Raw genomic sequence first — 19,979 nt, forward strand, 5'->3', positions numbered from 1 at the left:
TGCTAACCGACACAGCTTCAGATCAAACTATCTAAATACTACAAACATGAGAACGTATAAACTTAACATACTACTAGTGATAATCTTTGGGTTTTCCTTTGCATCTTGTTCGGGATTTCTGGATGAAAAACCTTCCAAAACTATTGTGGTTCCTAAATCTGTTGAAGACTTGCAAAGTATTCTAAATGCAGTAGATGGGGTGAATATCTCAGATAGCTTCGGGTTGATACTATCCGACGATATCTTCATTACGGATGATGGCTTGTTGGCTTTACCGGATAATATTAGGGATGGATACCTGTGGAAAAGGCAGCTGAGTGATGCTCAGGGATCAATGCCAACCTGGTCTTTTGCTTATGGGAATATCTTCAAGTTTAATGTGGTGCTGGAAGAAGCTGAAAAAATAACTCCTGCCGATGAAGCTGAAAAATCCCAACTGGATAGAATAAAAGGAGCTGCGCTTTATCTCAGGTCCCAAAATTATTTTGAGCTGCTTCAGATCTTCACCCATCCGGTGATTTCTCAGGCAGATCTTGGGAAAGATGGAGTTCCCCTGATGCTTACGCCTGATTTTTCAGCACCAAAAGGCAAATCAACAGTCGGGGAAGTATATGATCAAATCATCGAAGATTTGATTAAGGCGCTGGATTTACTGCCGGAAGTTCCTGTGGATGCCCTACGCCCATCCAAGGTGGCCAGTTATGGCTTGTTGGCAAGGATTTACCTTCAGCTCGGTGGATACGATCAAGCGCTCAATTTTGCCAATCAAGCGCTTTCGATCAAATCTGATCTCATGAATTTGAATTCAAATTCGTATTTGTCGAATCTTCCTATTACACTCTATACTTATCCCATACCGAGATTTAATGAAGAAGTCGTACTTCATATCTTAGCTGGTTCCCAAAGCTACATGTATTCGAATTTAACATTTGTAAATCAGGTGGTTTATGATTCCTATGACGAAAATGATATCCGTAAATACCTCTATTTTACAGCTCCTGATCAACTGGGAAGAGTGAATTTTGCGGGTAATTTCTCAGGGGAATATCTGGTGTTTGCGGGGATCACCACCGGGGAACTTTATCTCATAAAAGCTGAGGCACTTGCACGTAAGGAAAGGGAAGAAGAGGCACTTCAAACGCTTAATATCCTTCTTGAATCAAGGTTTTATGAGGATACGTTTATCCCTTACACGGCTGAAAATGTGGGGTCTGTTTTAAAAATAGTATTAGAGGAAAGAAGAAAAGAAATGATCTACCGTGGAATCCTGAGATGGACCGATATGCGAAGGTTCTTGAAAGATCAAAATTGGTCCGGGGTTTCTCCTCGGGTAGTTGAGGGAGTTACCTATGATCTCGGGACTTCACCAGAAAATTATTTCCTGGAAATTCCATTGAATGAGCAAGAAAGAAATAAAGCCCTGTAAAAGAATGAAACAGCCATTGGAAACAATCCAATGGCTGTTTATTGAATTAATCCTCAATTGGAGTCAGTCCACTGCCTGGAACAAACTGACCTTCACTGCTAGGAATAGGAGTGATCAAATCAGAATCCTCATAGAGGCAATCGCTTTGCGAAAGATTGCATTGGTACTGCAGCGCTCCTGGCCCCATAGTTCGGGTGGTTACATCATAAACCTCACCATTTGCCGATCCGAATTTTGGATCATTGGTATTGGAGGGATCTGCGAAATTCATGGCCATAGCCAGAGTTGCCCCGAACACTAATCCCAGTGCAGGGAGCATTTTTGTTATTGATTTCATAATCGTGTTGGTTAAGGGAGTTGCCTCCCGGTTGAACATGGTTGTATTCAGTTCCACTGATCAGGAGTTCCTTCCGAGGGCATCATCCTCCATGAGGAAGCCACCCAAGAACTCCGGTTCAGTCTGTGAACCGTCCGGGTAGTCCCGGTTTTGGGAATCGGTTCGGATCCCTGTACTGCCGAGTGTTTGCAGGTCTTCCAGCTCCCTGCGTTAGGAAGAAGCAGTACGGTACTAATGATTTAATTTCCAGTGACTTGTGGTACTAGGTTTTGTCTTTTTGGTATTTTTTGCAGCCCGTGCTTTAGAATTTGTGGGCTGTGGGCGGCGGGTTCAGCACCGTCGCCCTTTATTGTTCTAATTTTCTTGTGGTTATGTATAGATTATTAGAATTTTAGTTTAAATTTGTTGCGCAGAAATTAATGTTTCTGCACTAGTTAAAGCTTAACAACTTGTTAAAGGCCTGGGGCAACTGCCTCGGGCTTTTTGTTTTGGGACTGCTTGAGTCCGACTACTGCCAATGCGATGAATAGTAAGTTTAGAATCAAGTGCTCTAACCAGCCCAGACTTTCTAGAATCCCTGCGCAGTTGCAGGGGACTCTGGGAAAAGCCCCTACCCAGATCAGTCCCACATAGGTAGTGAAGACAGTGAGGAGGAGGATACTTGCGAGGTGTCCCCACCATCTAGTAACTGAAAAGAGTAGGAGTAAGGCAATCAGCAACTCAGTGATTGGTACTGCATAGGCCAATACATCTGCCAGCTCTACAGGAAAGGTCTGATTGTGAAAAGCGTTTTTACTTACCTCCCAACGCAATACTTTGTCCAGCCCGGTATAGATCCAGAGTAGAATGAGGAGTGCCGAAGGTAATTTTGAGAGTAAGTCCATTTTGTTGGGTATAATCCGTGATGGCTGATTTGAATACTAGGTTTTTATACGTTTGTATTCTGATTTAATAATCTGTAAATCAATAAGTAAACCTGCTTGTCTATTCTCTTTTGTACTATGATAAATGTCGGGAGAATCAGATTTCAAAAGCAAGAATTTGGCGAACATGGTAGAGTTATCGGTGAAACTTGCAGGCAATTGGCCATCTTTCTTCCTATTTGAACTGTTTTTTAGGGTAATTCATGGCTTGGGAGATAAGTCCGGTTTTCGGGGGTGCACTCGTAATTGTTTCACGGTTAGTGGATTAGTTCTTTGTAAAAAGTCAGGAATTGGGGAGGTAGTATTGCATGCTAAGTTATAATGATTAACTTAGTTACTCTAAAGCACATATACATTTTTGCACTAGTCATTTCATAGAAGCGTGATTCTTCCAGTTAATGATCAGGTGGTTATGTTTGCAGTAGGTTGATATGTCTGCCGGAATCAAGCTGTATTGGTGGATGAAGCTGCAAAACAATAAACTCAAATGCTTTTGGATTTTTCCATTTGCTGTCTAAAAGTATATGGGGATTTTTAGCAAGGCAACAGCTGGGCTAAAGGTCGTGTAAAAAAAGAACCTGCCTTGAGGCAGGTCTTTGAGGGCCGGATTATTTTTTGGATAGTGGTTTACCTTCAAAATTTCCGGTACAGCTGGCGACTTCAGTTGAAGTCTTTCTTAATCAATCCAGTTAGGATGTAGTAATTATACACGAGTAATGGTGGTACGGCATTCCCTGAAGAAGCTACCGGTCACGCGGCCTTGGGCATTGTTGTTACTTTCCTGATAACTGATTTTGCGGATGGAGAGCAGTGCTTTTTGACATTCCTCCATTGTTTGTTTGTTGATCATAAGATGTAATTTTTTGTACGATGGAAACTAGTAAATCCCAGCTGAACCCTGGGCGTTTAGGTGAAAAGAGCAGGGTTTTGGGTGTAATTGACCTAATTTTCAAGCCTGGCAAACAGCCACTCTATTTACTTTTTCTAATTTTTCTTAGTTACGCGCTGCTTGATTTGCTATCAACCTTTATAGAATTTGGTGAGGTTGACGGTTGGTTAATGGCTCAGTACCATTTTATAGCGGGATATCTGATCTGCGCAGTTTATTTTAAACTCGTCCTTCCCGAGTACTTTATCCTGAAAAGGCGAATTAGGGCGATAATATACTTTCTGTTGTTGCTTATCCTATTGGTAGGGATAAAGCTTTTGGTGCATAATGTGTTTTTGGGGACCCTCCCCTTAACCAAAGGTTTTCTCGTAGGTGAATTTAACCGGCTATTTAATTTCTTGATTTTAACTTCCGTGGTCTGGGCGTTTTATAACATCCTTAAACTGGGTAAGAGTAAATATGAAATAGAAATAAAGCACGAACAATTGAAGGTTATGCACAGATCCATGCAGCTGAGTTCCCATTTTGTATTGAATTCATTAAGTATTTATCTGTCAAAAATCATCAAACTTTCTCCTTCCCTGGCCGCTGAATTTTCCAAGCTCACATCTTTGCTCAGGTACAGTTTCAAGGAATTTGAAGAGCCTAATTTTCTCAATGAAGAAATAAAAGCAGTGGAAGAATACCTTCAGATTCAACGCATGCGGTTCCCTCAGCTTTCACTAGATGCAGCTATTGAGGTTCCTCCTATCTCAGAGGAGTTACCCATGCCCAAGTTATGCCTGCTAACTTTGGTTGAAAATGTATTTTTTCACGCGGACTATACCGATAAAGAGCATCCTTGTTTGATTAAGTTTAAGCTTGTCCGGGAAAAAGCTACCCGAAATTGGCTGTTTACAGTTTGCATCACCAATAAGGTTCAAAACAGTAGGGAAGAACCCCGTACAGGCTTTGGAGCTTCTTCTGTTTTTCGTGTGCTGAGACATGAATTCGGCGATGGATTTTATAACAAAGTAGTATCGGATGAATCAAATTATTCCCTTTTACTGACTATAAACTATGGAACAACAGTATAAAATTGGTCTGATTGACGATGAGGAGCATGTCCTGGAACTCTTGGCAGTAGAAATCTCCATGCTTCCGGGTTTTGAGGTAGGGTTTGCTACCGTTGATCCCCTCGTGGGGCTGGAATATGCCCGGGATGGAATGGCGGACATCCTGATAACAGATATCCTGATGCCTGAACTGGGTGGATTGGAATTATCCAGAAAGCTGATAGATTCCGGGATTCCGGTGATTATCTGTTCGGGACATTCCAAATATGCTTTGTCTGGGTATAAGGTGGATGCATTAGGTTTTTTGACCAAACCACCTGAATCTGTTGAGCTAGCAGAAGTGCTGGAAAAGGCTAAAAAGAAATTGGATTCCCTGTATTGGGTCAGAAAGGAGATGGAGGACAACTATAATGTAGTGGGGGATAAGTTGGGTTATAGGCAACAGGTATACAAGCCGTCGGAAATCCTGTATATGGAGCAGCTAAACAAAAAGTCCACAGTTAAACTGGAAGATGGAAGTGAATTCGTGCTGACTTCCCCATTTTTGGAAAGTCTCAAAAAGCTACGTAACAGGTATATGGTTAGAGTACACCAATCTTATGCAGTCAATATTCTAAAAGTTAAAAACCTTTATCCGGAGGAATGTGAGCTTGTTTCGGGGGATAGGATAGCCATGAGCAGGAGTTATAAGGAAGATGTGAGACGGATTTTTGAAAACAGAAGAATTAACTGAGAGGCTTCACTATTAACCTGAATCTATTCTGCCTGTACACCTTGTTCATGGGCATAAATTTCTCTTCCAATTTCCCTGTAAAGCCTATATTTTATTCTACGTTCAAAATTCAGTGTTTCCAGAGGAAAAAACCGATTGACCATCATGTGCAGGTGGTTGAAAACCAAGGATAGGGATGAATCTTCTTCGGCATGAAAATGTTCATGGCCGGTAATTATCTCAAGGTATTTAAATGAATTAAACTCCGAAGTTTTCATCGTTTTATACGGGTTAAAGGATGATTTATACTCCTTTACTGATTCAAAAGGCATGCGTTTTACATCCGATTTAAGCGATTCAAATATGCTGGAGAGATAAGGGGATTGTGAAAATATGTTTCTCCATAACTGGACAAGCAGATCTTCCCTGTACTTTGCCGGATAGTTTAGATAAAGCATTCCGCTGGATTTATCGGATAGAAATAGGGATTCCAAGTGAAAAAGTTGGTGCGAAGTTTCCAATCCCTTAACGCCGTATTTAGCTGTTTCAGGAAAATAAGGAGCTGTTTTCCAATTCAGTTCATTTTGGAAAAAGAACTCGGAAAAAAGGAGGAGTAGGACCTTTCTATCTTCTTCATTTATATCCAGCACCCGTAGGCGGATTTCGGTGGCTCCGTTTTTCCCATAGAGTAAATAGAACCACAGGGGGGATCGGGAATGGACCTGAGGTTCACCCATGAAGTAGACTAGTCGCTCTAAGGCTTCAGGGAGTTCAGTAGGGTTTACTGTGCTTGTAAAGCAAATGCAATTTTTCCGGGTATGGGTTATAGGATTAAATGAGCTTAAAGGTTGGTGCGAAGGCTGGGGTCTGGAAAGCTGGAACACAAACTGTGGAAAGGCAGCGGTACCGTCATCGGAATGGAAAAGGCCTGAGGGGTACCATGCCGGATCATTCAGGGTAAGCATTTTATCCCGTTGAAGCTCCTGCCAGAGTATTTTTAGATCTTCGGGGATGTAACGGTTTAGCAAAAGTTCCCTGTCTGTATGGCCAGCCAGTACTTGAGGTGGTATTTGTAGTTGATCCAGTCGTTGCCCGAGTGCTGAAAGACTGGGAACATTGGACTTTTTCAGTTTCCATTTTCTGCTTTGAAGACAAATTTTCCCCCAATTCAGTTGTGGGCAATACGGGAGTTGGGAAAGGGTACTACTCTGGTAGGGTAGGAATCTGAATCTACACTGATGGGCTGTCTCCCAAAGTAGCCTGAGGATAGGGTGGGTGATTTGTTCACCGTTGAGCGGGTGCAAAATAACAGGGACTACCTGCCTGCCAGTGTGCTTATGGATAAGTTGGATACGGGTATCCCGAATCCCAATGTAGAGTTCATTAAACGCCAGTTGGCTTGGCTCCTTTGCTTCAAAGGGGGTGATCTCATAGGCAAAGATGTTGTCGACATTGCAGATATGCTGGATCGGTGCTGATTCGAGAAGCTGGACATGGGCATACATTACCTCAGGATCTATAAATATTCTGTTTTTGATCCTTTGGGTTTGTGTTTTGATTTCAGGGTTTCTGTTAAACCTCCCGGTATAGACGAAGGGGCGGTTACAGACTATATTTTCTATAATAGGATTGCCCATAGTATCTAAACGGAAAAGGAGCTGTACATCGTGGATGTCGGTATCAAGGTCCTTAGCTGGAAAGAACTGCTGTAGGTCAATGGAAGCCTGTGTATGCTTTGACAAAATGGCTGAAATGATATCGTCTTCTTTACCAACTGTATCGTCTTGCAAAAATTGGCCCGACAGAAAGCCATTATGGGTCATTAGCTCATTTAAAAGGATATGTCTGTCATCAAATTGAGTGGTAAAGAATTTCTTGAAATCCCTGATGTAACGAGTTTCTTCCTTTGAAAATAGACTTCCTACTGAAGAAGTAAAACGCTGCAGCTGTTCCCTTAGGGTTTCGGGTAAGTTGAGTCGGTTTTTTACCACCGTATCCACACCGGAAGTAGGATCTTTGATTGGATTTTCTGGAAAAAGGAAACCTGAAGACAGGACTTGATTCCATAGGAGCTTTGCCTCTTCGCCCGATATACCAGACTGCTTGGGAGAAATCAATTGTTGGAATTTAGTGAAGTTTATAGAATCCGTGGACATTGTTTTGAGCAGGGCATCAAATAGGGGGTTGACAGGAAGCTTGCATCCTTTCCAGCTACGGCTTTTATGGTCAAAAATAAGGGCATGATAATGCTTTTGTTTAATTTGAATTCCAGGAATCAGCTTATAATTGGAATGCAAAGGATCTGCAGGAAATTCGGATGGTTTACTATTTTCATCTGCGTGGCCCTGAGTAATTTCAGAAGCCTGAACCGGGAAATCTAAGGTTATTTCTTTGGCCCAGCTGCCTAGTCCCACGCCTGCAAACCTACCGAACGGGGTAGGACGATAGCGACCTCTGAGCAGGTATTTTCGAAGTTTAACCCGTTGTTTATGGGTCAGCTCTGATACTGTTTTTCCTTCCAATTCCCTGTGAAAAACAATTGAGGAAAGTTTAATGGCACTGAGAATGAAATTCCATTGCTGATCTAAAACAGCATCTTGTTCATGATCAAAATGGAATAGGGGGAGTCGGTATAGAAATGACATAGTGGATTGATAATTTTCTTCAATCCTAGCTGAATTGGCAATCGGCCTGACATTTCCGGTGAAGACGGTGGGGTTTTCGGTGAAATTAACAGAGGAAAAGGGAGCTGTAGGATATTTAAGTTTCTATTTTTGGGATAAAAGCTGACAGATTATTCCTAAATAAGTGGTTTTAAAAATGGATCTGTTTTTTAGTTGGAGGAGTCAATTTTATTAGATGGATTTATTAATTCTATCCAAGGCAATTTATATTATGTCCTAGAGTTTTTGGCTGAGTCTTCAGGCAGCTGTTGACACCAGATTGTGGTTCCCAGGAACAGTATTTACAATAGGATTGTGAAATCCTTTGAAATTCTAGTTAGAATTGAGTCTGGGATTCCAAGCTCCTTGGCTTTGCTTTCCCAAAATGGAATCAATGCTTGTGTTTCCAGGATGATCTTCTTATAGTTTTTGATCGTGAATTTTTCTGAAACCGTTTGAACATCCTTAAATTGAATGTCTGATTTTTTACCGTTGACTGACAGGGATCGATAGGTCTTTTTATAGTTGATTTGAGGGTTGAGCGAATAAGTGAGGTCATAGGCTGGTGCCAGCCTCCAGTCATCGCTTTCTTCATTATAGATTAAACTCTGGTTTTTCAAATGATCGTCCTTGTTGCAGAAGATAATATTGAATACCATTCTCATGAATAACTGTACCGAGTCTACATGAGGTAAATTTAAATAGTGTAATAAGTTGAAAATATTCTCGTAAGTAGACTGATCTGAATTGATTTGGGTAAAGTCCCATCCGGTTAGACCTGATATGGTTAAGACATGTTTCTTTGTTCCATTGACCCTGTCGAAACGTTGGGTTGCGAAATGCTTTCCTTCAATCATTTTGGAATCCATCATTTCAATTCCGCATTTTCTTGCTGTTAAGTAATAACAGTATTCGATGAGTTCTCGGTTATAAGGAACCTCATCTAAATTGAGTTTGACCAGATAGTGGTAGTATTGATCCGAATAATTAAGGTCACCAGGGATGATTGATCCATCTTCTTTGTTTTCAGAAATCAGGATTTTTGGTCTGGCTCCACCTGCTGAGGATCCGATTTTAAATAAGGTCAATAGTGATTCATGGTTCAGGATAACTGCTGAAGTTCTTTCCTTGGTGTCCAAAACTTTTATAAGTACTTCAACAATTTCGTCAATGTCAATTGTAATATCCTTTGGTATATCTTTTCCTGGCCTGAACTCCAGGGCTCCCATGCCACGATTGGATACATATGCCAATTGTTCCAATACAGTGATTTTGGAAAAGTTTTTTTTTGTGTTTTCCAGCCATTCCTTAAAAATGATATTCCCAAACATATCTGGAAGCGAATCAGCAATCATGGGAGGGAGACCACGGAATGTATCATTGCTATAGTTTTTAAATACCTGAGTTGGGACTATTCTTTTGATAATTCCCAGTTTTTCAGGGAATAGATTGATCATTTTACCTGATTCGAGGTAAGCTGGATTGTATTGGAAAAAAGAAATGTTTTTGGTTTCATCGAAACCAACTTTACCTATTTCCTGCCCAAAGCAATAAAGCGAGATGAGATTGTTTTTTGGCATTAATACAATGAGTCTGGTTTGTTGTATTCAGATGATTTTTCTTTTAGGAAGGAATAGAAGCTCTCCAATTGGTTGAAATGTTGAAAAATGAGTAGCAGGGTGTCAAAGTTGAAATTCTTACCGGATTCCACTTTTTGGATAGTGAGCCGGGAGAGATTCAGATTTTCTGCAAGGCCTTCTTGGGTTAAAGAATTTGCTTTTCGCATTTTCTTGATAAGACTGCCTAGCTCCTTTTTCAGGTCTTCTATTTTTATGAAATTGAAAGTAAGCATTGGGGTTTGTTTTTTATCAATATGTTAATTTTTGTAAGCAAAAATACGATTTATTGTATTAAAAGTTTATTTTAATTTACTTTTTTATTTAGATTAGGTTGATCCCTGTAAATTTTATTTATGTCTATTAATATATACATTTATTATTTTTTTACAGTAAAAGTATATTTTAATATACAAATTAGTGATTTTCTCTGTTTTCTTTCTTCTTCTGAGAAAAATGATTTTACAGTTCATAAGAAAACAGGAGTTAGGTAATTCTTTGATATGAGATTTGTATCAGGGTATTTATCGTTTAATCCATTCTTTAAATTGGGTGGATCGGTTTTGACTCACTGTCACTTCTCCTGCATAGGGGGGCTCTAGGTTTAAAATTAATTTACCATGACCGTTAGATTTGAAATTCAGGCATGCCCTGTAATGGATAATCATTTTTCGGTTTACTCTGAAAAAATCCCTATGAGGCAGGTTCCTCTCCAGTTCATCCAGCGTCTCATTGAGATAAAATTTTGATTCTTCGCAAGTGACTAGGTAGTTCATGCGATTCTGATGATAAATGAACCTGATATCTGTAAGAAAGATGGGGATCGTTTTTGTTCCCTGTTGGACCAACAGTATTTCATTGGATGAAGGTGTTTGTTCTTTATCCTGCTTATTTCTTAAAATGTGATAGTAGAAAAGATAATAGACATTGAATAGAAAGACAGGTAATGCCATTACTGGAAAGGAGCTTTGTGCACTGGGATCTTTATACATCGTATTTATTCCAAAATACCACTGATAGATAGATAGAAAGAATAAATCGATGATCCCAGGAAGCAACATCCCCAGAGCAAACTGAAGTAGCAACCTGACAAGAGGTTTTTCCTTCCAATCATAGCTCTTATCCAATTGTACCGTTACCCTGTGGACAAATTCAATAAAGAACCCAGCTATCAAAAAAGCTGCTAACAACTTAATGAAAAAGGAGGTGTTGGAAAGTGAATCCAGGTAACGTGCGCCTGTCCCATACATCGCCACAAGAAATGCGGCGATTATGCATAGCAGAGTCCGGATTACCTGATCATTATATCTAACGGGAATGTTTTTTTTAGCCAAAATCAACAGCGTTGCGGCCCCTGGCAGACCGGAATAAACAATAGTGAGCCTCCCAAGATGAGGAAGTACTAGTTTATAAGTTAATAAACTCTTTGGTTTTTTTGGGATATGGCCGTCTGGAAGCCATTATTTATTCTTTAGGAGTCGGGTTTCTAAAGCTTGTTGTTTGGGATGTGTGGAGGTTTTATAGTTAATTAACTATGCTAGTTTAGTTTTCATCCTGATGTGATACCATTTCATCCAGCTAATCACCTGATTCATGTTCTCTGTATAGGGTTTTTTTGAGTTTATTTTGTGCAGAAGTTATGTTTGTACAGTACCTGAATGGGTACTCAGGCCTACTGATTTTCAGACCCGCGGGCAGTTTTAACCAGGGATTAGTTCCCATAAAATTGTCAGAACATGATAGCTAATGAACATTTTAACCTGCTTTATCTAAGGATGAAGGAGGAGGTAGGGGCTATAGGGTCATCTACCAGTAACCCACTTCGTGCGGCAGAACAATCCTACCTGATTGTCAGTAACTACTGCGACCAGGTAAAAGCTGAAGAAACCTTTAATTCTCCTGAATCAGAGGTAGCGTTTTTCAAGAAGATCAGACCGGGCTTTGAAGCCGAGCTCCTATATTTTGGTGAGCTCTATTACATTCTTTCCACTCTGCCAAAAAGAAGGAAGGACAGAATCAGGCATTTTGCTAAGCAGTATGCTCCGATTCGGTTGTTTTTCCGAAGATATCAGTTGCTATATGAATACTGGAGTCTTGGAAGATCGGATTTTGATATTCAGTTTTTTACCCGGGATAAAGTGGATGCTCCGCTGCTGATCGTGACTCCGCTACCGCTTGGGGATAGCCATTGTACCCCTGCTGGAAAAGTCTTTGCGAGATTCCGTGCATATAGTGAGCTACACGGATTTCTGGAAAAGGAAATTAGCCGACTGGAAAACAAGACAGAGAAGGAGAGCCAAACACTTAAATGGACAGCTACCAAGGCAGCCTTGGTCGAACTTGCCTATGCGCTGAAAGCTACCGGGGCTGTTAACAACGGCAATGCTTCCATCCGGGATATTGCTACACACCTGGAGCGGGTATTCGGTCAGGATCTTTCCCAGTTCTACCGTACGTTTCAGGAAATCCGTATCCGAAAAAACAGCAGGACTACATTTTTGGACCGCATGAAGGATAAACTGGAACGTTGGATGGACAATACAGATCTGAACAGCAGGGGGGAAGACTGATTTTTTATCTTTTTTTTCTCCCCCTTCGGAATTCGGTGTGAACATTTTTTCTGATTCCGGCGCAGGTTTGTAACCACAAAATCAAACGGTTATGCTGGAAAATGTTTCATGGGGAGTCTTTCTTAAACTGCTTGGAATAATCCTGACTTGCTACTATGGGGTTGTAGTTTTCCGCTACTTCCGGTCAGATATTTCCGGTTTTCTGCTAAAGGGAAAAAGAATGGGACTGCTGGGTAACCAGGGTAAGAATAGGGCTAAAAGTAAGCGCTCTTCCATCGATAAGCTGTATGCGATGTTGGATGAAATAGATCCTGAATTGATAGCCAATGCGGAGACAAAAGCTGAATTGATTCAACTCCTTCGTCAAAAAGTAAGGCACTATGGATTGCCTGATTCCAACACGGCACGCAAAATACTGCTGAACCACCTGCTGTTGGTGGCCAAGACCGCACAGGTAGATCTTGGAGAAGAGGAGCTCCTGGTCCTGTTCAATACCTAACCAAACTGATTATTCAAACCAACTAAACTCACATTCGATGAAAAGGATTACTAAATGGATTAGTGTTATGTACTTCTTACTACTCGCAGGAATGGTGAAAGCCCAGGACGGAAATGCGGGCATCAACGAGGCCACCCAACAGGTACGTGGATATTTTCAGTCGGGTACAGGATTGATGTATGCCATAGGTGCCATAGTTGGACTCATTGGCGCAGTCAAGGTTTTCAACAAATGGAATAACGGGGAACCGGATACCGGAAAAGTCGCTGCCGCATGGTTTGGTTCCTGTGTGTTTCTGGTCGTGGTAGCCACAGTACTTCAGAGTTTCTTTGGTGTCTGAAACTATGCTGGATATGGATCTGCTCAAACAGCGAAAAATGGGGATACTTCCGGAAATTGACATTGCAGGACACCTATATACGGTGGATTTGCGGCTCAATGAACTCCGAAATGTGGAGTTGCCCAACAAAAAGCTTTCACTCGATGAAATGGTGACGGCTCCAAATGGAAGACATTACCTGTTCTTCTATGATATTGAAAGCCGGTCCATTCTGCATGCTTCTTCGGACATGGTAACCTTGCCGACGAATGCTGTCTTGGTGGAAATTCCGGATGAACTTGGGCTGGATCCGGTAGGGATGGCCAGAAAGTACGGACTGAGTGACGAGTACTTCCTCAAGATGCATCCTTATGAAAAAGCGGGTAAGGCTACACTTACCTCACTGGATAAATCGGGACTGCCTGAGTTTGTTGTGGCTAATCAAAAACTACTTCAACAAGACCTCCAAGATCCGCAGAAAATAACCTGCCGCAAATCCCCATAGCTGCCTGTTGAGCACTGGCGTTCCGCTTGAGCACATAGCGATTACCAACTCTATCTTATTCTGAACCTTAGTTAAGAAGCTATAGCATGATCAAGTACCCTGTCAATAGAGGCATCAACAAGCCCATGGAGTTTAAGGGACTCAAAGCACAGTACATCGGATACCTGGCAGCAGGACTGGGACTTACACTGATTGCTTTTGCAATCGGGTATGTTCTAGGGATGTCCATGTATCTGTGCCTGACATTTGCTGTAGTGCTGGCAACAGCGGATTTTGTACTGGTGTTCCACCTGAGTGCTACCTATGGGGAACATGGTCTGATGAAGAAAATGGCCCAAAATCAGGTGCCAGCCAGTGTGGTCATCAGAAGCAGAAAAATCTTTTATAACCTGATCAAGCGCTAAGCATGGATTTAGAAAATTTATTTCCAATCTACAAAGTGGAGCATGAGCTGATCCTTTCCCGCGTGGGGGACATGACAGCAGGCTTTGAAGTTGGCCTGCCTGAATTGTTTTCATTGAGTGCTGCAGGATTCGAAGGAGTGCATCATGCCTGGAATAAGGCTGTCGGGGTACTGCCCGGCAATACCGTGCTGCACAAGCAGGATTGGTTTACAGATGGCGCATATCAGGGAAAGTTTGAAGGCGTAAACCATTCATTTCATTCCATTTCCAGTGAGCGCTTCTTTGCGGAACGGCCGCATCTTAACCACCGCTGTTTACTGTATATCACCAAAAGACCCAGGGGAAATAAGCTAGGGAATTCGGCTGTTTCCAATTTGTTGAGAAAAACCCTTATTCCGATAGAACTGCTGGAAGGCCATGCACAGGAGGAGTTTCAGAATGTACTTGGCCAGCTTGTCCAGATTCTTGGGGATGCAGGAATTGGGCTGAAGCGGTTGAAAGGCGAACAACTTGCAGGAACCCCGTTAAAGCCAGGCGTTTTGGAAGAATACCTGAATTTGGGTGAGGTGGATATGCTTCAGGATATTCAGTTAAAACCGGAGTGGAAAATAGGAAGCAAGTATGTACAGCTCTATAGTTTGGGAGAGGTGGATAATCTGCCTTCCACGGTCAGTCCCCATAGAACTTATGAACCCTATGGAACCGATCAAACGGATTTTCCAATCGGTTTTTCCACGCCTGTCTGTGCCTTGCTACCCTGTAACCATATCTATAACCAGTTTCTGTTTGTTGAAGATCACCAAAAGAAATTGAAAGACCTGGAATCCAAGCGGCAACGACTGGAATCTCTGGCCAACTATTCCAGAGAGAATGCCATTGCACGGGATGCTACAGCGGAGTTTTTAAATGAGGCTATTGCCACAGGAAGAAAGGCAGTAAAGGCACATTTTAATGTGATGTGCTGGACGGATAGTGCTGAATCTGTAGGGATGCTTCGAAATCTGGCAGCCGGAGCACTGGCCAAAATGGATGTGGTACCCAAACAGGAAACTGTTGGTGCTCCACAGATTTTCTGGGCAGGTCTTCCGGGTAATGAGGCTGCTTTTCCGGTGAATGAAACCTTCGATACATTTATTGCACAGGCTACCTGCTTTTTCAATCTGGAAACCCACTACCGTTCTTCCCGAAGTCCGGTCGGAATTCGGCTGGGAGACCGGATTACAGGGTATCCTGTCCATGTGGATATTTCCGATGAGCCGATGAAGCAAGGGCTGATCACCAACCGGAACAAATTTGTTTTGGGGCCTTCAGGATCGGGAAAATCCTTTCTCACCAATCACCTGATGCGCTCTTACTATGAACAGGGTACACATGTGGTATTGGTGGATGTGGGGCATTCTTACCATGGACTCTGTGAGCTGATCGGGGGATATTACTTTACCTACGAGCAGGACAATCCCATCCGCTTTAACCCGTTTCATGTGGAAGGAAGAAAGCGGCCGGAAACCGAAAAGAAGGAAAGTCTCAAAACCCTGCTTATTGCGTTGTGGAAAAAAGAGGATGAGGTATTCAAGCGCTCAGAATATGTGGCAATTTCCAATGCGGTGTCCGGGTATTTTGAGCTGTTGGAAAATGACTTGGAGGTCTTTCCCTGCTTCGATACTTTTTATGACTACCTGAGTAAGGAATTCAGGGAGGTTTTAAAGCGGGATGGGGTCAGGGAGCATGACTTCGATGTGGACAATTTTATGTACGTGTTGCGCCCATATTACAGGGGTGGTGAATTTGATTACCTGCTGAATGCACGGGAAAATCTTGATTTGCTGCAGCAGCGCTTTATCGTCTTTGAACTGGATAACATCAAGGATCATCCCATCCTCTTTCCGGTGGTGACCCTGATGATCATGGAAATCTTTATTTCCAAAATGCGCAAGCTCAAGGGGGTCAGAAAGATCATCCTGATTGAGGAGGCTTGGAAGGCCATCGCGAAGGAAGGGATGGCAGAGTACATCAAGTACCTCTTTAAGACGGTACGGAAATTCTTTGGGGAAGCCATTGTGGTGACCCAGGAAGTGGAAGACATCATCTCCAGCCCGATCATCAAACATGCGATCATCAATAATGCGGATGTCAAGATCCTGCTGGATCAGAGCAAGTACCAAAACAAGTTTAAGGACATCCAGGAGTTGTTGGGTTTGACTGATCAGGAGAAGGCAATTATTCTATCGATGAATAAAGCCAAAGAGCCAGGCAGGAATTACAAGGAAGTATATATCAGTATTTATAAAAAGGTGTACAGGGTGGAAGTGAGCCCGGAAGAATACCTCACTTATACGACCGAGGAGCGGGAGAAAATGAGGGTTGAGGAATTGACCAAGAAATACGGTAGCCGAAAAAGGGCGATTGAGGTACTCTCGAAAGAACTTGAAATCAACTAGCTATGAAAATCAGAAAACGAATTGTGATGGTAGTCCTGCCGCTGGTCATCAGTCTGACTGCATTGCCCATGCAGCAAGCAGCTGCCGTTCCCATCGCTGTGATTTTGGAAGTAATAAAGGCTGGGGTGAAAAAGGTCATCCAGGCAATTGACTTGAAGGTTCAACGCCTGCAGAACCAGACCATCTGGCTCCAGAATGCCCAGAAGGTATTGGAGAATAAGCTGAGTGAGCTGAGGCTTTCGGAGATTTCAGAGTGGAATGAAAATCAGCGAAAGCAGTACGATGAACTCTTTGAGGAACTCTGGAAAGTCAAGCGGATCATCGCACAGTTTCAGCGGGTGCGGGATATTGCCGCTATGCAAAAACAGTTGGTCAGGGAATATCAAACTACCTGGGGAATGATCAACAATTCTCCTGCTTTGGCATGGGAAGAAAAAAAGTTGATCTCTGGGGTTTATCAACAAATCCTGGAGGAGTCAATACAGAATCTCAGCCACCTGAGCGGGGTGATGACTTCATTTACCGCCCAGATGAATGATGCTGACCGGCTGGCTTCCCTTCATCTGGCAGAGGACAGAATCCGCAAAAATCTCGTGGATTTAAGGTCGCATAATTCAAGGAATATGCGCCTGATCCGTTCCCGTGAATTACTGCCACTCAACAACCTAAAAAAGAACTATGATTTGGATGGAAAATAACTATTCCTGGAGAGTAAGCAGGGTGATTCTCCTGCTGGTAATGATGTGTTCTGGAACTGGTGTAAAGTCCCAAACCCTGGAGGAGTGGACTAAGCAGAAAAAGCTGCAGACCAGCTACAAAATCAATCAGATAGCTGCACTGTCTGCCTATCTGGAGGTGGCAAAAAAGGGATATGAAATAGCCAAGGCAGGATGGAGTTTGGTCGGGGACATTCAGGCCGGTGAATACTCACTGCACACCGACTACTTCGGGAATTTGGTTGCAGTTCATCCGCTAGTCCGGGATTACCCGATTGCGCTGGAAATACTGAAAGTATATAAGCAGATCAACAGGGAGGTGGATTGGATGGATAGATTTCTGGCTGATCAAAGCATGCTGGAAGAGGGGGAGATAATGGCTGTCAATAGATTCAATAGGGGAAGTAAAGCGCAGGCGGATGTCCTCATGGATGAGCTCCATGAGTTACTGTCTTCGGATTCTTATGCTATGGATGATGGGGAAAGGCTGGCTGCGATAGATGGATTGTACGCGGGAATTCAACAGCTTTTTCAAGGCTTGAATGTCTACAACGGGAGAATCCGGTCACTGGATTTGCATAGGAAGCGAAAAGAAACCCAACACCAACAACTAAACAGTTTCTATGATGTCAGGTAAAATCAAACAGGTCATTGGGCTGGGGATGCTGCTGCTTGGGTTGCTGCATCCCTCTCCAGGGAACAGCCAGACCCATGAGGCTACACAGCTTATGCTGAATTATGAAAAGCTGATGCAGCTAAAGGAAATCCTGGACCAAATGCATAAAGGGTATGTTGTTCTGGAGCAGGGATATACTAGGGTAAAGAGTATAGCCGAAGGTAATTTCAAGCTCCACGAGGCATTTTTGAATGAGCTCCTTAAAGTCAGCCCTGAAGTCAGAAAGTACTACCGTGTAGCTGAAATCATCCAATACCAGCAGCGGATTTTGGGCGAATATAAATCCACCTATACGAAGGTTAGCATGGGAGATTTTTTTTCTGCTGCTGAGCTCGCACATCTGGCAGAAATGTATGAAGGGCTGTTTAAGGCTTCCCTGCGTAACCTCGATGAGCTGGTACTGATTCTTACCGCAGGGGAGCTGCGCATGTCGGACTTCGAACGGTTGGAAGCCATTGATCGCCTGCATGTGGAAATGTCAGGTCTGTTGGTCTCTCTGCGGGATATAAACACAGAGATTAATTCACTTGGAATTCAACGGAACAGGGTTAGAAATGAACGAAAGTCAATCTTGGAATTAAACGGAATAAAACCATGAGGAAACAAGCCATTTTACTGGTGGGAATGGTATTCCTACTCACCGGATCTGTCCAGGCACAGGCTATTTCCGGAAGTGTCGAAGGCCTGCATGAGGTATTGGATCAACTCTACGATGAAATGATTCCGCTGGCCAATGGGCTGATTACCGTTTCAAGGGCGTTGGCAGGATTTGCAGCCATCTGGTATATCAGCATGCGGGTCTGGGGTCATATTGCCCGCTCGGAACCTATTGATATGTATCCCTTACTTCGCCCTTTTGCCATAGGGTTGGCTATTATGCTCTTTCCGCAGGTATTGGCGGTGATTAATGGAACCATGAGCCCAATCATCAGGGCTACAGCTGAAATGGTGGAAGGAACCAATGTAGCCATAGCCAATCACATCTATGAAATGGAGTCTGAACAGCTTGAGCCTTATATCAACCACTTGCTCGATAGTGGTGAGCAAAAATACCCTGAAAACCTGAAAGACATGGGCTTTTTTGAGCGCTTGGCAAACGAGGTTTTTGTTTTTAATCTAAGAGCCATTGTCAGCAAACTGATATCAGAGTTTTTGCAGGTGCTGTTTTTCGCCGCTGCCTTATGTATTAACACCATCCGCACCTTTCAGCTGATCGTACTGTCCATTCTTGGTCCGCTCGTCTTTGGTCTTTCTGTCTTTGACGGGTTCCAGCATACCCTGGCAGCTTGGTTTGCGCGCTACATCAATTTGTCCCTGTGGCTCCCGGTAGCCAATATCTTTGGTGCAATCATCGCCAAAATCCAACTCAATATGATGGTACTGGATGGGGATTTTACTTCTTCGTTAGGCTACTTGGTCTTCATGGTCATCGCTATTATCGGTTATATGACGGTTCCCAATGTGGCTGGATTTATCGTGCAGCCGGGTGGTAGGGATAGTTTGCTTAATTCTGCCACAGGGGCAGCCAAATCCAGTGCGTTGGGTGGAACCCAGGTTATTCATCAAGTCATCAAATAAGGTACTATGTTTCAAAATCTCAAAAATCTGGATACTGCTTTCCGCCATGTCAAATACCTATCCTATGCAGTTACCCTGGGTTCACTCTGCCTGTCAGGCTACTTGGGGATGAGGGCAATTCAGGCAACCCAGGCAGCACAGGAACGGATTTATATCCTGGCAGAAGGAAAAGCATTGGAGGCTTTCTCGGCTACGAAAAAAGAAAACATACCAGTAGAGGCAAGGGATCACGTGAGGATGTTCCATCATTATTTCTTTACGCTGAGTCCTGATGAAAATTTCATCATGGAGCAGGTGTCCAGGAGCCTTTACCTGGCGGATGGTTCTGCCAAAAGCGTCTATGACAACCTGCGCGAAAGGGGCTATTACACCCAAATCGTATCAGCTAATATGAATCAGACCGTAGAGACGGACAGTGTGAGCATCTCGATGGATTCCTATCCTTTTGATTTCAGGTTTTATGGAAAGCAAAAGATCATCCGGCCTACTTCGGTGGTGACCAGAAGTCTGATCACCCAAGGAAGGCTGCGGCACATTGACCGCACGGATCAGAATCCCCATGGATTTCTGATTGAAAACTGGGAAACCCTTTCCAACGAAACGATAACGGTGAAAAAGCGATGAGAATACTGGGGATACCTGTTTCTTCCGCA

General features: G+C 42.9%; 21 protein-coding genes. 14 read left to right on the top strand and 7 right to left on the bottom strand.

Annotation, left to right across the window (positions count from 1 at the left end):
* The first annotated feature begins 46 nt into the window (after positions 1–46).
* The gene (locus ACPUEN_RS00755) at positions 47–1,426 is read left to right on the top strand and encodes a RagB/SusD family nutrient uptake outer membrane protein (RefSeq protein ID WP_425637932.1); all 1,380 of its coding nucleotides are present in this window, start codon (positions 47–49) and stop codon (positions 1,424–1,426) included.
* Between the two features lie 46 nt (positions 1,427–1,472).
* Here ACPUEN_RS00755 and ACPUEN_RS00760 read toward each other — a convergent pair whose 3' ends face one another.
* The 3 genes from ACPUEN_RS00760 to ACPUEN_RS00770 all read right to left on the bottom strand — a co-directional run bounded on the left by ACPUEN_RS00760 (position 1,473) and on the right by ACPUEN_RS00770 (position 3,536).
* Entirely contained in the window at positions 1,473–1,763 is a 291-nt protein-coding gene (locus ACPUEN_RS00760; RefSeq protein ID WP_425637933.1) for a hypothetical protein, read from the bottom strand.
* A 452-nt stretch (positions 1,764–2,215) separates the two neighbouring features.
* Positions 2,216–2,647, bottom strand: coding sequence for a MauE/DoxX family redox-associated membrane protein (locus ACPUEN_RS00765; RefSeq protein ID WP_425637934.1), 432 nt, complete (start codon positions 2,645–2,647; stop codon positions 2,216–2,218).
* Between the two features lie 742 nt (positions 2,648–3,389).
* Complete coding sequence (locus ACPUEN_RS00770; RefSeq protein WP_158530603.1) at positions 3,390–3,536, bottom strand: hypothetical protein; 147 nt, start codon at positions 3,534–3,536, stop codon at positions 3,390–3,392.
* Between the two features lie 20 nt (positions 3,537–3,556).
* Here ACPUEN_RS00770 and ACPUEN_RS00775 point away from each other — a divergent pair, with 20 nt between their 5' ends.
* Positions 3,557–4,651, top strand: coding sequence for a histidine kinase (locus tag ACPUEN_RS00775; RefSeq protein WP_425637935.1), 1,095 nt, complete (start codon positions 3,557–3,559; stop codon positions 4,649–4,651).
* Positions 4,635–5,363 carry a LytR/AlgR family response regulator transcription factor gene (locus ACPUEN_RS00780; RefSeq protein ID WP_425637936.1) on the top strand — a complete coding sequence of 243 codons (729 nt, stop codon included), beginning with the start codon at positions 4,635–4,637 and terminating at the stop codon, positions 5,361–5,363. Before ACPUEN_RS00775 ends, ACPUEN_RS00780 begins: the two co-directional genes overlap by 17 nt.
* Positions 5,364–5,386: 23 nt before the next feature.
* On the opposite strand, the gene ACPUEN_RS00785 is transcribed toward ACPUEN_RS00780, so the two are convergent.
* The 4 genes from ACPUEN_RS00785 to ACPUEN_RS00800 all read right to left on the bottom strand — a co-directional run bounded on the left by ACPUEN_RS00785 (position 5,387) and on the right by ACPUEN_RS00800 (position 10,955).
* Entirely contained in the window at positions 5,387–7,987 is a 2,601-nt protein-coding gene (locus ACPUEN_RS00785; RefSeq protein WP_425637937.1) for a lantibiotic dehydratase, read from the bottom strand.
* A gap of 320 nt (positions 7,988–8,307) precedes the next feature.
* Positions 8,308–9,585: a type II toxin-antitoxin system HipA family toxin gene (locus ACPUEN_RS00790; protein ID WP_425637938.1), complete on the bottom strand. Its 1,278-nt coding sequence runs from the start codon at positions 9,583–9,585 to the stop codon at positions 8,308–8,310.
* Positions 9,585–9,857 (bottom strand): helix-turn-helix transcriptional regulator, encoded by a 273-nt coding sequence (locus tag ACPUEN_RS00795; protein WP_111612602.1) that lies wholly within the window; start codon positions 9,855–9,857, stop codon positions 9,585–9,587. Before ACPUEN_RS00795 ends, ACPUEN_RS00790 begins: the two co-directional genes overlap by 1 nt.
* Before the next feature lie 288 nt (positions 9,858–10,145).
* Positions 10,146–10,955, bottom strand: coding sequence for a LytR/AlgR family response regulator transcription factor (locus ACPUEN_RS00800; RefSeq protein ID WP_425637939.1), 810 nt, complete (start codon positions 10,953–10,955; stop codon positions 10,146–10,148).
* A gap of 402 nt (positions 10,956–11,357) precedes the next feature.
* Here ACPUEN_RS00800 and ACPUEN_RS00805 point away from each other — a divergent pair, with 402 nt between their 5' ends.
* From ACPUEN_RS00805 to traK, 11 genes are all read left to right on the top strand, one after another.
* Complete coding sequence (locus ACPUEN_RS00805) at positions 11,358–12,191, top strand: RteC domain-containing protein (RefSeq protein WP_425637940.1); 834 nt, start codon at positions 11,358–11,360, stop codon at positions 12,189–12,191.
* Positions 12,192–12,282: 91 nt separating this feature from the next.
* On the top strand, positions 12,283–12,690 hold the full coding sequence (locus ACPUEN_RS00810) for a hypothetical protein (protein WP_425637941.1): 408 nt from the start codon (positions 12,283–12,285) through the stop codon (positions 12,688–12,690).
* Between the two features lie 67 nt (positions 12,691–12,757).
* Positions 12,758–13,030, top strand: coding sequence for a DUF4134 domain-containing protein (locus ACPUEN_RS00815; protein WP_262510742.1), 273 nt, complete (start codon positions 12,758–12,760; stop codon positions 13,028–13,030).
* 13 nt (positions 13,031–13,043) lie between these two features.
* Positions 13,044–13,514 (top strand): hypothetical protein, encoded by a 471-nt coding sequence (locus tag ACPUEN_RS00820; protein ID WP_425637942.1) that lies wholly within the window; start codon positions 13,044–13,046, stop codon positions 13,512–13,514.
* An 86-nt stretch (positions 13,515–13,600) separates the two neighbouring features.
* The gene (locus ACPUEN_RS00825) at positions 13,601–13,918 is read left to right on the top strand and encodes a DUF4133 domain-containing protein (protein WP_425637943.1); all 318 of its coding nucleotides are present in this window, start codon (positions 13,601–13,603) and stop codon (positions 13,916–13,918) included.
* Positions 13,919–13,920: 2 nt separating this feature from the next.
* Positions 13,921–16,356: a TraG family conjugative transposon ATPase gene (locus tag ACPUEN_RS00830; protein WP_425637944.1), complete on the top strand. Its 2,436-nt coding sequence runs from the start codon at positions 13,921–13,923 to the stop codon at positions 16,354–16,356.
* Between the two features lie 2 nt (positions 16,357–16,358).
* The gene (locus tag ACPUEN_RS00835; RefSeq protein WP_425637945.1) at positions 16,359–17,054 is read left to right on the top strand and encodes a conjugal transfer protein TraI; all 696 of its coding nucleotides are present in this window, start codon (positions 16,359–16,361) and stop codon (positions 17,052–17,054) included.
* Entirely contained in the window at positions 17,044–17,709 is a 666-nt protein-coding gene (locus ACPUEN_RS00840; protein ID WP_425637946.1) for a hypothetical protein, read from the top strand. Before ACPUEN_RS00835 ends, ACPUEN_RS00840 begins: the two co-directional genes overlap by 11 nt.
* The gene (locus ACPUEN_RS00845; RefSeq protein ID WP_425637947.1) at positions 17,696–18,346 is read left to right on the top strand and encodes a TerB family tellurite resistance protein; all 651 of its coding nucleotides are present in this window, start codon (positions 17,696–17,698) and stop codon (positions 18,344–18,346) included. The genes ACPUEN_RS00840 and ACPUEN_RS00845 overlap by 14 nt, the downstream gene beginning before the upstream one ends.
* Positions 18,343–19,326: a conjugative transposon protein TraJ gene (gene traJ / locus ACPUEN_RS00850; protein WP_425637948.1), complete on the top strand. Its 984-nt coding sequence runs from the start codon at positions 18,343–18,345 to the stop codon at positions 19,324–19,326. The genes ACPUEN_RS00845 and traJ overlap by 4 nt, the downstream gene beginning before the upstream one ends.
* 6 nt (positions 19,327–19,332) lie before the next feature.
* The gene (gene traK, locus ACPUEN_RS00855) at positions 19,333–19,950 is read left to right on the top strand and encodes a conjugative transposon protein TraK (protein WP_425637949.1); all 618 of its coding nucleotides are present in this window, start codon (positions 19,333–19,335) and stop codon (positions 19,948–19,950) included.
* Positions 19,951–19,979: the final 29 nt, after the last annotated feature.

Origin of the sequence: Algoriphagus yeomjeoni, assembly GCF_049821175.1 — a bacterium.
GTDB classification, from domain to species: domain Bacteria; phylum Bacteroidota; class Bacteroidia; order Cytophagales; family Cyclobacteriaceae; genus Algoriphagus; species Algoriphagus yeomjeoni_A.

Coding starts and splice junctions, on each gene's coding strand:
- traK (WP_425637949.1), top strand. CDS start 19,333: ATGTTTCAAAATCTCAAAAATCTGGATACTGCTTTCCGCCATGTCAAA.
- ACPUEN_RS00830 (WP_425637944.1), top strand. CDS start 13,921: ATGGATTTAGAAAATTTATTTCCAATCTACAAAGTGGAGCATGAGCTG.
- ACPUEN_RS00840 (WP_425637946.1), top strand. CDS start 17,044: ATGGAAAATAACTATTCCTGGAGAGTAAGCAGGGTGATTCTCCTGCTG.
- ACPUEN_RS00815 (WP_262510742.1), top strand. CDS start 12,758: ATGTACTTCTTACTACTCGCAGGAATGGTGAAAGCCCAGGACGGAAAT.
- ACPUEN_RS00775 (WP_425637935.1), top strand. CDS start 3,557: ATGGAAACTAGTAAATCCCAGCTGAACCCTGGGCGTTTAGGTGAAAAG.
- ACPUEN_RS00755 (WP_425637932.1), top strand. CDS start 47: ATGAGAACGTATAAACTTAACATACTACTAGTGATAATCTTTGGGTTT.
- ACPUEN_RS00785 (WP_425637937.1), bottom strand. CDS start 7,987: ATGTCATTTCTATACCGACTCCCCCTATTCCATTTTGATCATGAACAA.
- ACPUEN_RS00825 (WP_425637943.1), top strand. CDS start 13,601: ATGATCAAGTACCCTGTCAATAGAGGCATCAACAAGCCCATGGAGTTT.
- ACPUEN_RS00760 (WP_425637933.1), bottom strand. CDS start 1,763: ATGAAATCAATAACAAAAATGCTCCCTGCACTGGGATTAGTGTTCGGG.
- ACPUEN_RS00795 (WP_111612602.1), bottom strand. CDS start 9,857: ATGCTTACTTTCAATTTCATAAAAATAGAAGACCTGAAAAAGGAGCTA.
- ACPUEN_RS00765 (WP_425637934.1), bottom strand. CDS start 2,647: ATGGACTTACTCTCAAAATTACCTTCGGCACTCCTCATTCTACTCTGG.
- ACPUEN_RS00780 (WP_425637936.1), top strand. CDS start 4,635: ATGGAACAACAGTATAAAATTGGTCTGATTGACGATGAGGAGCATGTC.
- ACPUEN_RS00820 (WP_425637942.1), top strand. CDS start 13,044: ATGGATCTGCTCAAACAGCGAAAAATGGGGATACTTCCGGAAATTGAC.
- ACPUEN_RS00845 (WP_425637947.1), top strand. CDS start 17,696: ATGATGTCAGGTAAAATCAAACAGGTCATTGGGCTGGGGATGCTGCTG.
- traJ (WP_425637948.1), top strand. CDS start 18,343: ATGAGGAAACAAGCCATTTTACTGGTGGGAATGGTATTCCTACTCACC.
- ACPUEN_RS00770 (WP_158530603.1), bottom strand. CDS start 3,536: ATGATCAACAAACAAACAATGGAGGAATGTCAAAAAGCACTGCTCTCC.
- ACPUEN_RS00790 (WP_425637938.1), bottom strand. CDS start 9,585: ATGCCAAAAAACAATCTCATCTCGCTTTATTGCTTTGGGCAGGAAATA.
- ACPUEN_RS00835 (WP_425637945.1), top strand. CDS start 16,359: ATGAAAATCAGAAAACGAATTGTGATGGTAGTCCTGCCGCTGGTCATC.
- ACPUEN_RS00805 (WP_425637940.1), top strand. CDS start 11,358: ATGATAGCTAATGAACATTTTAACCTGCTTTATCTAAGGATGAAGGAG.
- ACPUEN_RS00810 (WP_425637941.1), top strand. CDS start 12,283: ATGCTGGAAAATGTTTCATGGGGAGTCTTTCTTAAACTGCTTGGAATA.